The organism is Acidimicrobiales bacterium (assembly GCA_016794585.1).
In the GTDB taxonomy this organism is placed as follows: Bacteria; Actinomycetota; Acidimicrobiia; order Acidimicrobiales; family DATDAH01; genus JAEUJM01.
On record JAEUJM010000033.1, the window covers coordinates 39,814 to 52,912 of the forward strand.

General features: G+C 73.3%; 15 protein-coding genes. 6 read left to right on the forward strand and 9 right to left on the reverse strand.

What is annotated here, in order from left to right; translation table 11 throughout:
• Positions 1 to 27 precede the first annotated feature (27 nt).
• The 4 genes from JNK12_17550 to JNK12_17565 all read left to right on the forward strand — a co-directional run bounded on the left by JNK12_17550 (position 28) and on the right by JNK12_17565 (position 4,590).
• Positions 28 to 495, forward strand: coding sequence for a hypothetical protein (locus JNK12_17550; GenBank protein MBL8777751.1), 468 nt, complete (start codon positions 28 to 30; stop codon positions 493 to 495).
• The gene (locus JNK12_17555) at positions 492 to 1,496 is read left to right on the forward strand and encodes a hypothetical protein (GenBank protein MBL8777752.1); all 1,005 of its coding nucleotides are present in this window, start codon (positions 492 to 494) and stop codon (positions 1,494 to 1,496) included. Before JNK12_17550 ends, JNK12_17555 begins: the two co-directional genes overlap by 4 nt.
• A 143-nt stretch (positions 1,497 to 1,639) precedes the next feature.
• Positions 1,640 to 3,253: a DUF222 domain-containing protein gene (locus tag JNK12_17560; GenBank protein MBL8777753.1), complete on the forward strand. Its 1,614-nt coding sequence runs from the start codon at positions 1,640 to 1,642 to the stop codon at positions 3,251 to 3,253.
• 155 nt (positions 3,254 to 3,408) lie between these two features.
• A complete protein-coding gene (locus tag JNK12_17565) occupies positions 3,409 to 4,590 on the forward strand; it encodes a glutathione-dependent formaldehyde dehydrogenase (protein MBL8777754.1) in 1,182 nt (393 codons plus the stop codon).
• Positions 4,591 to 4,737: 147 nt separating this feature from the next.
• On the opposite strand, the gene JNK12_17570 is transcribed toward JNK12_17565, so the two are convergent.
• From JNK12_17570 to JNK12_17585, 4 genes are all read right to left on the reverse strand, one after another.
• Positions 4,738 to 5,214: an SRPBCC family protein gene (locus tag JNK12_17570; protein MBL8777755.1), complete on the reverse strand. Its 477-nt coding sequence runs from the start codon at positions 5,212 to 5,214 to the stop codon at positions 4,738 to 4,740.
• Complete coding sequence (locus tag JNK12_17575; GenBank protein MBL8777756.1) at positions 5,211 to 5,885, reverse strand: methyltransferase; 675 nt, start codon at positions 5,883 to 5,885, stop codon at positions 5,211 to 5,213. Before JNK12_17575 ends, JNK12_17570 begins: the two co-directional genes overlap by 4 nt.
• A gap of 9 nt (positions 5,886 to 5,894) precedes the next feature.
• The gene (locus JNK12_17580) at positions 5,895 to 7,034 is read right to left on the reverse strand and encodes a YbdK family carboxylate-amine ligase (protein MBL8777757.1); all 1,140 of its coding nucleotides are present in this window, start codon (positions 7,032 to 7,034) and stop codon (positions 5,895 to 5,897) included.
• A 252-nt stretch (positions 7,035 to 7,286) separates the two neighbouring features.
• A complete protein-coding gene (locus JNK12_17585; GenBank protein ID MBL8777758.1) occupies positions 7,287 to 8,300 on the reverse strand; it encodes an iron-containing redox enzyme family protein in 1,014 nt (337 codons plus the stop codon).
• A gap of 121 nt (positions 8,301 to 8,421) precedes the next feature.
• Between JNK12_17585 and JNK12_17590 the strand changes: the two genes are divergently transcribed.
• Entirely contained in the window at positions 8,422 to 9,978 is a 1,557-nt protein-coding gene (locus JNK12_17590; GenBank protein ID MBL8777759.1) for an FAD-dependent oxidoreductase, read from the forward strand.
• 6 nt (positions 9,979 to 9,984) lie between these two features.
• Here JNK12_17590 and JNK12_17595 read toward each other — a convergent pair whose 3' ends face one another.
• Both JNK12_17595 and JNK12_17600 read right to left on the reverse strand, forming a co-directional pair.
• Positions 9,985 to 10,362 carry an STAS domain-containing protein gene (locus JNK12_17595; GenBank protein ID MBL8777760.1) on the reverse strand — a complete coding sequence of 126 codons (378 nt, stop codon included), beginning with the start codon at positions 10,360 to 10,362 and terminating at the stop codon, positions 9,985 to 9,987.
• Between the two features lie 30 nt (positions 10,363 to 10,392).
• The gene (locus tag JNK12_17600; protein MBL8777761.1) at positions 10,393 to 10,599 is read right to left on the reverse strand and encodes a hypothetical protein; all 207 of its coding nucleotides are present in this window, start codon (positions 10,597 to 10,599) and stop codon (positions 10,393 to 10,395) included.
• A 196-nt stretch (positions 10,600 to 10,795) separates the two neighbouring features.
• On the opposite strand from JNK12_17600, the gene JNK12_17605 reads away from it, so the two are divergent.
• A complete protein-coding gene (locus tag JNK12_17605; protein MBL8777762.1) occupies positions 10,796 to 11,131 on the forward strand; it encodes an STAS domain-containing protein in 336 nt (111 codons plus the stop codon).
• Between the two features lie 36 nt (positions 11,132 to 11,167).
• On the opposite strand, the gene JNK12_17610 is transcribed toward JNK12_17605, so the two are convergent.
• From JNK12_17610 to JNK12_17620, 3 genes are all read right to left on the reverse strand, one after another.
• On the reverse strand, positions 11,168 to 11,545 hold the full coding sequence (locus tag JNK12_17610) for an ATP-binding protein (GenBank protein MBL8777763.1): 378 nt from the start codon (positions 11,543 to 11,545) through the stop codon (positions 11,168 to 11,170).
• Between the two features lie 275 nt (positions 11,546 to 11,820).
• The gene (locus JNK12_17615; protein ID MBL8777764.1) at positions 11,821 to 12,627 is read right to left on the reverse strand and encodes a SigB/SigF/SigG family RNA polymerase sigma factor; all 807 of its coding nucleotides are present in this window, start codon (positions 12,625 to 12,627) and stop codon (positions 11,821 to 11,823) included.
• Positions 12,620 to 13,060 carry a hypothetical protein gene (locus tag JNK12_17620; protein MBL8777765.1) on the reverse strand — a complete coding sequence of 147 codons (441 nt, stop codon included), beginning with the start codon at positions 13,058 to 13,060 and terminating at the stop codon, positions 12,620 to 12,622. Before JNK12_17620 ends, JNK12_17615 begins: the two co-directional genes overlap by 8 nt.
• Positions 13,061 to 13,099: the final 39 nt, after the last annotated feature.

Sequence of the window (13,099 nt, forward strand, 5' to 3'; positions counted from 1 at the left end):
CCGGGCATCGACACGCGGGGAGAGGCAGTGACGACGGATGCGGCGGCACGGGAGTTCGACGCGTTCGTGGCCGACGCGCAGGACCGTGTGCGGCGGGCCCTGACCCCACTGGCCGGCGCCGATGCCGCTCGTCAGGCGACCACCGACGGCCTCGTCTACCTCTGGCAGCACTGGGACCGGGTGGCGGCCATGGAGAACCCGGCCGGCTACCTCTACACGGTCGCCCGGAGCCGGGTGCGCTTCGACCGTCCCCTCGGTGACCGCCTGACCGAAGACCTCGCCGGGCCGGACGTCGAACCTTCGGTGGAACCGGCGCTCGTGAAGCTGCTGGCGTCGCTCACCAAGCGACAGCGCGTGGCGGTCTACCTGGTGCACGGGTGTCGCTGGCCGGTACCCGAGGTCGCCGATCTGCTCGGGATCTCGGTGTCGAGCGTCCGCAACCACGCCGACCGGGGGCTGGCCAAGCTCCGGCGACAGATGGAGGTGACCCTGTGAGCGACGATGCGCAGGACCTGGTCGGCCGTTGGGCCCGGTCCACCGATCCCGGCCGCGACCCGATCGGCGGCGCCGAGGTGCGCGCCCGGGCTGCGAGCGGCGGAGTTCACGTCGCCGCCGCCGACAGTGGTCGTCGGGGCTGGGTCCTTGCCGCCGCGTGCGTGTTCGTCGCGGTGGCGTTGGGCGCGGCGATCCTGGCCCGCAGCGGCGGCGACGACGTCGTGGTCCAGACCGGACCCGCCGCCGGCAGCGAGGACGGACCCGGGAGCATCACGGTGCAGCTCGAGCCGGACGTCTGCTGCTTCAGGGAGGGCTTCGAGGTGGGGCTGCGCTTCGAGACGGCGGACGGCGAGGTCATCGGGTCCACGCTCTGGTCGGACTTCGTGGAGGCGTCCGGTGACGACTCGATGGGCGCCTACTACGACTCGGTCCTCACCCAGGAGGTGCAGGCCGGCCCCGTCGTGGTTCGGGCGGAGGTGTCCATCGGGGCCGGCCCCCCTCCGGTGCCCCCGGACCTCGAAGGCGACCTCGCCTGCTCGCTCGAGGTCGAGGTGGCACCCGACGAGACCGTGGCCGTCGAGGTCCTCTTCGACGAGGCCGATGACTGCCTGCGCCGCTTGACCGACCCGCCCACCACGACGAACACGAGCCAGGCGCCGACCACGACGATGCCGCTCACCACCACCTCGGTGGGGCCCGTCACCGAGGCGCCGATGACGACCACGTCGATCGCCTCATTGGCGGCGGGTGTCGGGTATTACGTGGATGTCGACCTCGACTGCCTCGCCTTCGAGCTGTCGGGTATCTGGGTGCTCGTCGATGGCGACCCCCGCAGCTGGCAGCCCGCCGACGAGCGCTTCGAGGGTGGCACCTTCACCCTCGACTCGCTGTCGACCGGGACCTTCGTCGGCGACTTCGCGGAGACCAAGGTGGCCACCTTCCGCCTGCTCGCCGGCGACGAGACGCCGAATTGCGTGCCGGTACCGCGGTACGCACCGTGACTTGCACACGAACACCAGTTCGACTACGGTGACGGACAACAGATCGCAGCCCTGTTGAGCACGCCGGCTGTCGCTTCCCCAAAGCCAATCTGATCGTTCGTGTTCGCACCCCGTTGGTGGGTGCGGGTTGGGAGTGGAAGCGCGTGTCTGTTGTCCTCGACGACCTCGTCGCCCCGGGGTTCGCATCGGAGTCCGAGTTGGATCGGCTCGAGGTGATCGCCGCGGGGGTGGCCCGGACCGCGTGGGCGAACCGGGCGAAGTCCGGTCTCGGGGACGACCTGGTGCAGCTGTCGCGCATCGAGCGGATGGTCGGCGCGGCCAAGCTTGGCGCGCTGGCGGCGTTCGACGCGTCCGGGCAGTACCGTTTCGACGGCCAACCGTCGGCCGCCACCTGGATGGCGGCGAACACCAAAGCCGACCGCCGGCGGGTCCGTCACCAGATCGGCGTGGCCCGCCAGGCCCGCACCATGCCCCTCACCGAGGACGCCTACCGGCAGGGCACCATCGGCTTCGAGCACGTCGCCACCCTCAGCCGGGCCGTCAACGCGGACACCGCCGAGTTCTTCGCCGAGGCCGAAGCCGAGCTCGTCGCCGCGGCCCGCACCCTGGACTTCGATCTGTTCGTCCGGGCGGTGCGCGCCTGGATGGACTTCGTGGACCCCGACGGCGCCGAGGAACGCGCCCGCAAGGCCGACGAACGACGCCGCGCCCACGCGTCGCGGACCTTCGACGGGATGGTCCGCATCGACGCCTGGCTCGACGCCATCGGCGGCACCGAGTTCCTCGCCGAGCTCCGCCGCCTCGAAAAGGAGCTGTTCGCCGCGGACTGGGCCGAGGCCCGCGCCCGCCTCGGCGACCACGCCAAGGCGTCCGACCTGGTCCGCACCGCCGAGCAACGCCGCGCCGATGCCCTCGTCGAGATGGCCCGGCGCTCCGCCACCTGTGACACCCCCGGCCAACCCCCCAAGTGGGTCCTCAACGTGATGGTCGGCTACGCCACCTTCTGGAACGAGCTCGCCGCCCTCGCCGGCGAGACCGGCGACCACCACTGCCCCTGCTGCGGCGGCCACCGCGGCCCCGACGACGCCGCTGCGGACGCAGACGACGAGGACGCCCACGACGATGACCTCGACGACCTCGACACCGAGGCCCTCGACACCGACGACCTCGGCGCCCACCCAGACCTCGATCTCGACGATCTGGACGCCGACGATCGTGACACCGACCTCGGAGACCAAGGGAGCGCCGACGTCGGCGCCCCGGGCGCGAGCGACCCGACCGCCTCGACCGACGTCGACGCTCCCGACGCGCTCGACCACGACGAACAGGACACCGCCGCCGGGCCCGTTGCGCCGCGGCCGCTGCCGGACTGGTGGAAGTCGATCGACCTGCGCCCCGGCGCCGGCCTCGTCGACACCCGCTTCTACGACACCATGTGCGAGCTCGAGGACTGCACCCCCCTCGCGGCCCGCACCGCCATCTCGCTCGGCCTCGCCGGCACCATCCGCCGCATCGTCTTCGGCCCCGACAGCCAGATCCTCGACTTCGGACAAGCCGTCGACTACTTCCACGGCCCCCTCCGAGAAGCGATCATCATCCGAGACCGGTTCTGCCGCGACGACGGCTGCGGCCTCCCCGGCCGCGACTGCCAGATCGACCATCGCGTCCCCCGCAGCAGAGGGGGCCCCACCGCCGCCACCAACGGCGAGTGCAAGTGCGGCACCGCCAACCGCCTCAAGGGCGACCGAATGCCGTAGCGGGCACCGCCCGCGGCCCGCCATCGCCGACCCGACGCTCGGCACCATCGTCTCGTACGTCCAACCGGTCGCGAGGTGCCTCGGCGGCGCCGCGGTGCGCCGGGCCGCCGTGGCCCGGGGTTCTGCGCCGCCCGGCGATCGGGCAGGTCGCGGGGATGAAAGCACTCACCTGGCACGGCAAGCGCGACGTCCGCATCGACACGGTGCCGGATCCGACCATCGAGGCGCCGACCGACGCGATCATCCGGGTCACCTCGACCGGGCTGTGCGGGTCGGACCTGCACCTCTACGAGCTGTTCGGGCCGTTCCTCGACGAGGGCGACATCCTCGGTCACGAGCCGATGGGGATCGTCGAAGCGGTGGGCCCGGAGGTCACCCACATCGCACCGGGCGACCGGGTGGTGGTGCCGTTCAACGTGTCGTGTGGCCACTGCTGGATGTGCGACCACGGCCTCCAGTCGCAGTGCGAGACCACCCAGGTGCACGAGCAGGGCACCGGCGCCTCGCTCCTCGGGTACACGAAGCTCTATGGCCAGGTGGCGGGAGGCCAGGCCGAGCTGCTGCGGGTGCCCCAGGCGCACTACGGGCCGATCAAGGTGCCCGAGGGGCCGGCCGACGACCGCTTCCTCTACCTCTCCGACGTGCTGCCCACGGCATGGCAGGCGGTCGAGTACGCCGCCGTGCCCCCGGGCGGGACCGTCGCCGTCCTCGGCCTCGGCCCCATCGGGCAGATGGCGGCCCGCATCGCCCTGCACCGGGGCGCCGGCGGCGTCTTCGGTGTCGACCTCGTGCCCGAGCGCCTCGCCGCGGCGGCCGCCCACGGGGTGCACGTGATCGATCTGAACGCCACCGACGACCTGGCCGAGGAGCTGCGTGGCCGGACCGCCGGCCGTGGCCCGGACGCGGTGATCGACGCCGTCGGCATGGAGGCCCACGGGTCCGGTCCGGCCAAGACGGCCCAGGCGCTGGTGGGCCTGCTGCCCGACCCCCTCGCGGCGAAGGCCATGGAGACCGCGGGCCTCGACCGGCTGGCCGCCCTCCTGGCCGCCATCGAGATCGTGCGCCGCGGCGGCACGCTGTCCATCAGCGGGGTCTACGGCGGCATGGTCGACCCGCTGCCGATGCTCCAGATGTTCGACAAGCAGCTCACGGTGCGGATGGGGCAGGCGAACGTCCGCCGTTGGGTCGACGACCTGCTCCCGCTCCTCACCGACGACGACCCCCTCGGCGTCGACGACCTGGCCACCCACCACCTGCCCCTCGCCGAGGCGCCCGAGGCCTACGCCATGTTCCAGGAGAAGCGCGACGGCGCCGTCAAGGTCGTGTTCCGGCCCTGACGGTCCCGTCGAGGCCATCTCGGCCGGTCCCCAGCGGGGCCCTGGCGGGCGACACGACTCGACCATCCGGCGGGACCGCCCGGGCGGGCGGTCCCGCGGCGCGTCCGGGCGGGGTCAGTCCGGGGGCGGCGGGACGGTGCGGGGGTCTTAGGTGCGCTCGACCAGCTCCTCGAGCAGGCGCAGCGAATCGTCGTTGCGGGCACGGAGCGCGGGGGCGAGGAGGGGCCGCCCGCCGTGGTCCCAGAGGAAGCGCATCGGGCCGGCGTGCGGCTGCTCGGTGATGGTCAGGTGGGTGCCGGTCCCGACGGGCGTCAGGGTGAAGACGACCGCGGCGACGCCCAGCGGTCGAGCGCCGGCGCGGAGCTCGAGGTGGTGGGGCCGATCGTGCGAGACCACCGTGGTCTTGTCGGCGAGGGTCAGGGGACCGGCTCCGACGACGTGGTGGAACGCCGCGCCCGGGAGGGGCCAGGAGTCGTCGACGGCGCGGATCCGCTTCGCCCCGCGCAGCCAGTCGGGATAGGTCACCGGGTCGAGGAGCACGTCGAAGACCCGGTCGGGAGCGACGGCGAGGTCGACCTCCGAGACCACCCCGCCGGCGGCCGCGGTGCCCGAAGCGCCGCTCATCGCCGGGTCCGGTGTGGGGCGGAGGAGGAGCTGCGGCTGGGGTTGACGCCGCGGACGACCACGACGGCCTCCTCGGTGACGTCGGGGTCGATCCTGCCCGCTCGCTGCTGTTCCCGCATGAGCGGGCCGAGCGGGCCGACGCGACGGTCCGTCACGCGGACGCCGACGAGCCCGGCGGCGACCATCCGCTCGACGGTGGCGTCGACGTCGATCAGCGACGAGTGCACGACGAGGAGCACGCCCCCCGGCCAAAGGTGACCTGGGGCCTCGTCACAGATGCGGTCGAGCACGGCGCGGCCGTCAGGGCCGGCTGCCCACGCCCGCTCGGGACCGTGCGTGGGCAGGGCCTCCCCATCGGCAGGGACATACGGGGGGTTCGCGCTGATGAGGTCGAAGCGCTCTCCCGCCACCGGCGCGAAGAGCCGACCGCGTCGGAGGCGCACCCGTGTGCCGTTGCGGCGGGCGTTCCACCAGGTCGCGAGCAGGGCTCGACGGCTGACGTCCACGGCGGTGACCGAGGCGCCGCGCTCGGCGGCGGCGACGGCGACGACGCCGCTGCCCGTGCACAGGTCGAGTGCGGTGGACCCTGCGAGCAGAGGCTCGCGTCGGACGGCGTCGGCGAGCTGCCAGGAGTCGGAGATCGGGGCGAAGACCCCAGGGAGCGTGAGCACGGGCGTGCCCTACCCCTGGCGAGCGGCCGTCGGCACCGGGGGGACCGGAATTCCCTCTCGATAGGCCTCGGTCAACCAGGCGACGGCGCCTTCGAGGCCGACCGAACGGAGCTCGTCGGCGGCGTTGTGGTGGATCAGCGGCCTGGCCGCGTCGAGTCCGCCGAGCGAGCACGCCTCGATCTCGTCGAGCAGCTCGTGCAGGCGCCGGGCGGTGGGTCGGCGCTCGCCGGTCTCGAGGTCGGCCAGGTCCCCGTGGACGCCGCCGCGCAGCGCGGCCCAGCGGTTCTCGGCGATCCGCCAGGTCGGCGGCGCCCCGAGGGGCTCGCCGGCGATCGCCCGCCTGGTCAGGTGGACGACAAGGGCCTGGATGACCGACGCGACCGCCGCCGCGGCGGTGACCGTCGGTTGGACGTCGGGCACTCGCACCTCCAGGGTTCCGTGGGCCAGGTGGGGGCGTAGCTCCCACCACCAGCGGCCCGGGTCCCGCACCGCGCCGCACCGCGCTCCCCAAGAGAGGTCATCGGCGAGCGCCTCCCAGCTGGGGATGATCGGGGGCACCCCTTGGCGGGGCAGCTGCCCGGCGATGAGCGGCCGCACCGAAGCGAGACCGGTGTCCCGACCCTCGTGGAAGGGCGCGGCCGCGGCCAGAGCGGCGAGCTCGGGGAGGTACCCGCGCAGGGCGTTGAACACGGCGAGGGTGGCTTCGGCGTGACCCACGGCGACGTGCACCTGGAGTGCGCTCACGAGCTGGCGGCGCGCGACGTGGCCGTACTCCTCGAAGAGACTCGCGGCGCGATCCGAGCAGGCGACCGGCGCTTCGGGGTGATCGCGGGCCTGGTCGAAGGGATGGACGGCGGCCGCCACCGGCCGGACGCCGTCCCCGCACGCGCCGAGTAGTGCCCGCCGGCCCTCCACCAGATCGGCCGCCGCTCCGGCGACCGTGCGGTGGGGTGTGGTGAGCACCTCGACCTGACAGGCGGGGAGCTCGGTCTTGATGGCGGGGACTCCCGCCGAGGCGACGACCTGCGCCGCCACCGGCGCCAACCGACCGCTCGTGGCGTCGACGAGCAGCGCCTCCTCCTCGAGACCGACGGTGAAGGGCTCGTTGGCGTCGAACCGTTCCCGCAGCGCTTCCGCGGACCACTCCACCCGACCGTCCGCGTGCGGCGGGTCCACCACCGCCGTGGTCCCTCCCGGCGCGTGCCGCAACGGTTCCGCCCGAGCCGGCCGACCGCCGCCGCTCGTCAGAGCCGACCGCGGCCGCGGAAACCGACTCCGCCCACGACCAGCAGCACGACGAGGACGATCAGGAGCAGGAGCAGGATTCGCATGACGCACCCCTACCCGTCGGTCACCGCGGCAGACGCGCCGGCCCCCGACCGGTTCGATCAGGAGGTGTCGTCAGGAGGCCACGGCGAACGATGGAGCCCCGTGCCGGAGCGAGGACTCGTCGCGCTCCCAGGCGCTGAGGACCATCGCGGCGAACCGGCCCTCGACTGCCATCAGGGCCTGCGCACCGAAGAGGATCTCACCGGCCAGGGCCGGCTCGTCGTCGGCCAGCCCCTGCGCGAGGTCGCGACCGGCCACCACCTCGTGGTGGGCGTCCGCCTCGACGTGGATGTCGTAGAACGGCGCGGCGGCGTCGAGACCCAGCCGGCGCATCCCGGCCGCGTAGCGGCCCATGGGCCCGACCGAGGTCATCTCGAACAGCGCCAGGTGGCCGACGAGCGCCCCGCGGAGGCGCCGCTGGCGGCCGAAGAGGCTGATCAGGTTGACCGTGGCGAGGGTGAGGCCGGGGACGACGTCGAGGTAGGCGCCGTAGGTCGGATCGAGGTCGAGCGCCCGCATCGTGTCGGAAAAGAGCTCGGCGTGCGACGCACCGGGTCGACCCTCGCCGTACTCGTCCATCTGGATCTCGACCAGTGCGGACTTGGCCCGCCCGCTCAGTCGTGGGAAGGCCCAGCTGTGCGGGTCGGCCTCCTTGCGCTGGTAGAGCGACCGGTGGATGGCCAGCTCGCGCACCTGTTCGCGGTCGGCCTGCTCGGCGACGAAGCGCGACAGCGACGGGCCACCCTCGGCCTCGGTCAGCTCGCGCAGGCACTGATGGACCGTGTCCGGGCGGACGGGGAGAAGCCCGGTCTCGTCTCGGAGGGCGCGCTCGAAGGAGTCCTCGAGTGCGGCGGTCAGGCGCAGCACCGCGGGGTCGCGCTCCCAGCGGTCGTCGACGCCGGCGAAGCCGCGGTAGTGCAGCTCGTAGCAGGCGTAGAGCGCCAGTTGCCGGTCGTCGTCGGTGAGCGGATCGGCATCGAGGGACGGCACGAGCAGGTGTCGGTCCTCGCCGCGGAGCAGGGCGAAGAGAGCGGTCGTGAGGGGACCGCGGGCAGTCGGCAGGGGAGGTGGGGCGTCCGCTCGCATCCTGGCTCCCTACCCCTTCGGCGGGTCCACCGGTCCTCGGGTCCGGGAATCCCAGCTGCGGGGCCGGGACCGTGCGTGGTGGCCGAGCGCACCCGGGCAGCAGCGGGGTAGGAGCGGGCCCGTGACCCCATCCCCGACCGACGACCGACCCGACGACCGCCGTCCTCTCTGGATGACGGGCCGGCTCCCCGATGACCCTGCGGCGGCGACCAGCTCGCCGGAGGCGGGTGTGGCGGGTGTGGAGGGTGACGTGGAGGTGGTCGTGGTCGGGGCCGGCCTCGCCGGACTGACCGCGGCCCTCGAGCTCAGCCGCGCCGGGAGGTCCGTGCGGGTTCTCGAGCACCGGGCCGTGGGTGCGGGAGCAACCGGCGCGACGACCGCGAAGGTGACCTCCCTCCATGGCGCCACCTACCGGGCGCTCGTGCGCCGGCACGGGACCGAGACGGCTGCCGCCTACGCCGCCGGCAACGAGGCGGCCCGAGCGTGGATGGAGCAGTGCATCGCCGACCTCGGCGTCGACGTGGCGTTGGAGCACCGCCCGGCGGTCACCTACACGCGCGACGAGCGCCACCGTCACGTGATCGTCGAGGAACACGCGGCCGCCGTGGCCGCCGGCCTCCCCGCGCGTCTGACCGATTCCCTCGACGTCCCCTTCCCGATCGCCGCGGCGGTCGTCCTCGAGGAGGGGCAGTTCCAGTTCGACCCTCTGCGCTACCTGGAGGCGCTGGCGGCCGCCGCCATCGCGGCCGGCGCCACGGTCCACCAGGGAACCCGGGCCCTGGGCCTCGGCGCCGGCGGCCGGCGGCTCGTCGTCGAGACCGACCAGGGGCCGGTCCGTGCCGACCATGTGCTCGTGTGCACGGCGACGCCGTTCGTCGACCGGGGCTTCTTCTTCGCTCGGCTCGAACCGCTGCGGGCGTACCTGGTGGCGGTCGAGGTGGAGGGGGCCCTGCCCCGCTCCATGTCGATCAGCGTCGACGAACCGGTGCGCTCCCTCCGCACCGCGCCAGGTCCCGAGGGTGCGGAGCTGTTGCTGGTCGGCGGCGCCGGCCATCCGGTGGGTCGGGGCGGCGACACCCGCGGACGGGAGGCCGAGCTCCTGACGTGGGTCGACGCCGCGTTCGGGGCGTGCCGGCGCGTCGCGGGGTGGTCGGCCCAGGATTACGCCACCCTCGACGGGCTGCCGTACGTCGGAGGCGCTCGGGGACTGCCCGACGGGGTCCGGGTCGCCACCGGCTTCGCGAAGTGGGGGATGACGAACGCCACCCTGGCCGGCCGGCTGCTCGCCGACGACGTGCTCGGCCGGCCGCACCCTCGCTGGGCGGGGGCGCTGGACGCGGGCCGAGTCGACCTCACCCGGTCGGCCCGGCGCTTCGTCACCCTCAACAGCGAGGTCGCGGGGCGTCTCGTGGCCGGGCATGCCTCCTCGGCCCTGGCCCGGAGCGGCGCCGCGGAGCAGGAAGGACGGGTCGTGCGGGGGACGGCGACGGCCCGGGTCGACGGTCGGACCTGTCGGGTCTCGGGGATCTGTCCCCACCTCGGGGGGGTGCTGGCGTGGAATCCGCTCGAGCGGTCGTGGGACTGCCCCCTCCACGGCTCGCGCTTCTCGGCCGAGGGCCGTTTGCTCCAGGGGCCGGCCGTCAACGATCTCGAGGCCCGCCCCCCTAGGGAGGACTAGCGGGGACTAGCCGAGCGGGCCGGTCCCGAGGAGCGAGCGGACCTCGCCGTCGGGGCCGGTCAGCACCCGCTCGGTGATGCCGAAGGTGGTGAGTCGACGTCCCACGGGGTCGGGGACGCCCTGCACCTCCAGGACCCCGCCGAGGTCCTGGATGGACTCCGCCACGCGCCAGAGCGCGGTGAGCCCGAGGAGGTCGATCTCGTCGACGGCGGCCAGATCGAGCGCGATGCGAGCGAGCCCCCGCCAGGACTCGAGCAGCAGGATCTCGCCGAAGTGCACGGCGGCCTCGCCTGCGAACGAACCCTGGAGCGAGGCGAGGAAGTCCTCGTCGGACCAGGCACAGACCACCTTCAGCTCGGGGTGCGGCTCGGGGTGCGGGGACATGGACGGCCCTCTACCCAGGGGGCGTCGACGTCAGTCGATCTGGCCCTCGCCCTTGACCGCGGCGCCGCGCTCCATGGCCGCTTCGTAGGCCTCGGCCACCTGGGGGTCGACCTCGGTGGGAGCGGCGGCCTCCTCCTCGGGGGTGGGCGGGCGGTCGGCGTCGTGCGCCGCGGCGGCGTCGGCCTCGTCGGCGCGCACGGTGTCGTCGGTCACCTGGTCCTCGGTGGGATCGGCCATGGGAGTGCTCCTTCGGTGGGGGATGCCAGCGGCGAGGAGCCGCAGGCCCGGACCACGGCTCTACCCTCGGGGAGTGCGGGCGAGACCCCGCTGGGTGGTTCTGCCCCACGTCGGAGCGGGGAAGAGACCTTGTGATCCCCTGCCCGTCGCCACGGCGGGACGGGGCCACGTCAACGACTGCCGGGAGGCACGAACGATGACCGACGGCCGCCTCACCATCGAGGCCAGCACGGACGAGGGCGGGTCGACGCTGACCCTGGACGGCGAGGTGGACCCGCACACCACCGAGCAATTGGACGCCGCCGTGGACGACGCACTCGCCGCCGACTCCCGCCTGGTCCTCGACCTCGGCGGTGTCACGTTCATCGACTCCGCCGGCCTGCGCTCGCTGATCCGTGCGCAACGACAAGCCGAGGCGGCATCGGGATCGCTCGTGCTGCGGGCACCGCGCCCGTCGACCTTGCGCGTGCTCGAGATCACCGGGCTCACGGACGAGTTGACCATCGAGGCCGCGTCCGACTCCGCGGGCTGAACAACCTCTCGCCGCACCGGTGAGCAGGGTGGCGGTTCAGGTCGGCCGGGCGGCCACCTCGAACCAGATGGTCTTGCCGCCCTCGTGGACCGACACGCCCCAGCGGTCGGCCAGGGCGTCGACGATGTGCAGCCCTCGGCCCGAGGGCGCGCCCCTCGGTCGTGCCCGGCCGTGCCCCTCGGGGTCGACACCACCGGCAACTCCATCCGTGACGGCGACGGCCACGGTGTCGCCGTCGCTTCCCACGGCGATGGCCACGGGGGTGGCCGCGTGGGTCACCCCGTTGGTGACCAGTTCGCTGACCAGCAGGGTGGTCACCTCCTCCAGGTGGGCACACCCCCACGCGGCAAGGCGCTCGGCGACGAAGCGGCGGGCCAGGCGGGGGCTCTGACGATCGGGGGGCAACCTGGTCACCGCTGATCTGGGCGGGGCCGGTGGGGGAGCTTCGGAGATCGTGGAGTTCATCGGGGATCGGACCTGTTGGCTCGGGGGCGGGAGCAGCGCGGGTGGCGTCGGTCGTCCTCGGCTGTCTGGGCTGGTTCGTGGTTGGCCGTTTACGTACCCCGCGTCACGGCCAGCGTGAACCGAACCGGTCGGTCCTCCCTGTCCCGCCTGCTCGGGTCGCCGACAGGCGCCCCTGCCTCCCCGGATGCCGCGTGTGGCCCGAAAGGCCGGACTGCCGCTGGTCCTCAGACCACGTCAGGGCTCCGCTCGACGAGCAGGTCCTCGTCGGGGAGCTGGTGGGCGAGCTTCTCGCGGAGGTCCAGCAGGGTACGGCGCAGCACCCGGGAGAGGTAGGACTGGCTCACCCCGACCCGCTCGGCGATCTCGGGCTGGGTCATGTTCTCGAAGAAGCGCATCTCGATGATCTGGCGGTCGCGCTCGGGCAGGTCGGCCAGCAGGCCCTGGACGAGGTCACGCCGGTCGACGTGGTCGAAGCCGGCCTCGTCGGCGGCGAGCACCCGGTCGCCGAGCGAGCCGGCCGAGTCGTCGGGCTCCGCGGTGCGCGAGCGGTCGAGGCTGGCGGCCTGGTGGGCACCGCTGGCCTCGAGGGCCTCGAGGACGTCGTCCTGGGAGACCTCGCAGAAGCGGGCCAGCTCCTTGACGGTGGGTGAGCGGCCGAGGGTCTGGGCCATCTCCTCCTGCGCCCGCCGGAGCGCCAGGTGGAGCTCCTGCACCCGCCGGGGTGGGCGGATCGACCACGTGCGGTCCCGGAAGAAGCGCTTCAGCTCACCTTCGATGGTGCGGCCGGCGAAGGTGGAGAACTCGACACCGCGGGCGGGGTCGTAGCGCTCGGCGGCCCGCACGATGCTCAGCAGCGACACCTGGAGGAGGTCGTCGTGGGGGACACCGCGACGCTCGTAGCGTCGCACGTAGTAGTCGGCGATGTGGCGATGCGCCTCGACGATGCGGTTGCGGACCTCGCGGTCACCGGTGCGCTGGTACTCCTCGAACCAGATCGCGGTGTTGGCCCGAAGGGTCTCGGTGTCAGGCATCGTCCGGCGGTCGGGGCGCGGCGTCGCTCTCGTCGATCGGCGCTCCCTCGGACGTCGGGCCCTTCTCGATCTCGAAGCGGCGGCGCCCGTCGGTGCTCTCCACCGCGTAGCGGTCGGTGGTGAGGCCGAGGAGCTCGAGCGCCAGCGGGTCGAGTGCTCCGAGGGGGGCGGGGCAGGCACAGGCGCCGGCCACGAGGAGCGATCGGCCGTCGTGCGCGAAGTCCAGCTCGAGGGTGGCGTCATCGGCGCCGGCGATCAGGAGCGCGGTCAGCTCGTCCACCGCGATGCGGAGGTCCTCGATGTCGTCCAACGACCAGTCGAGGTCGGCCGCGAGGCTCGACGCCGTCAGCCGTGCCAGTCGCAGTGACGATGGGACCGCTGGCACCTGCAACCGCGCGCTCGACACTCGACCCTCGCCCATGATCAGCGCCATGCCCTCTCTGTACCCCGTTGGTGATCGGAGTATGCCTTC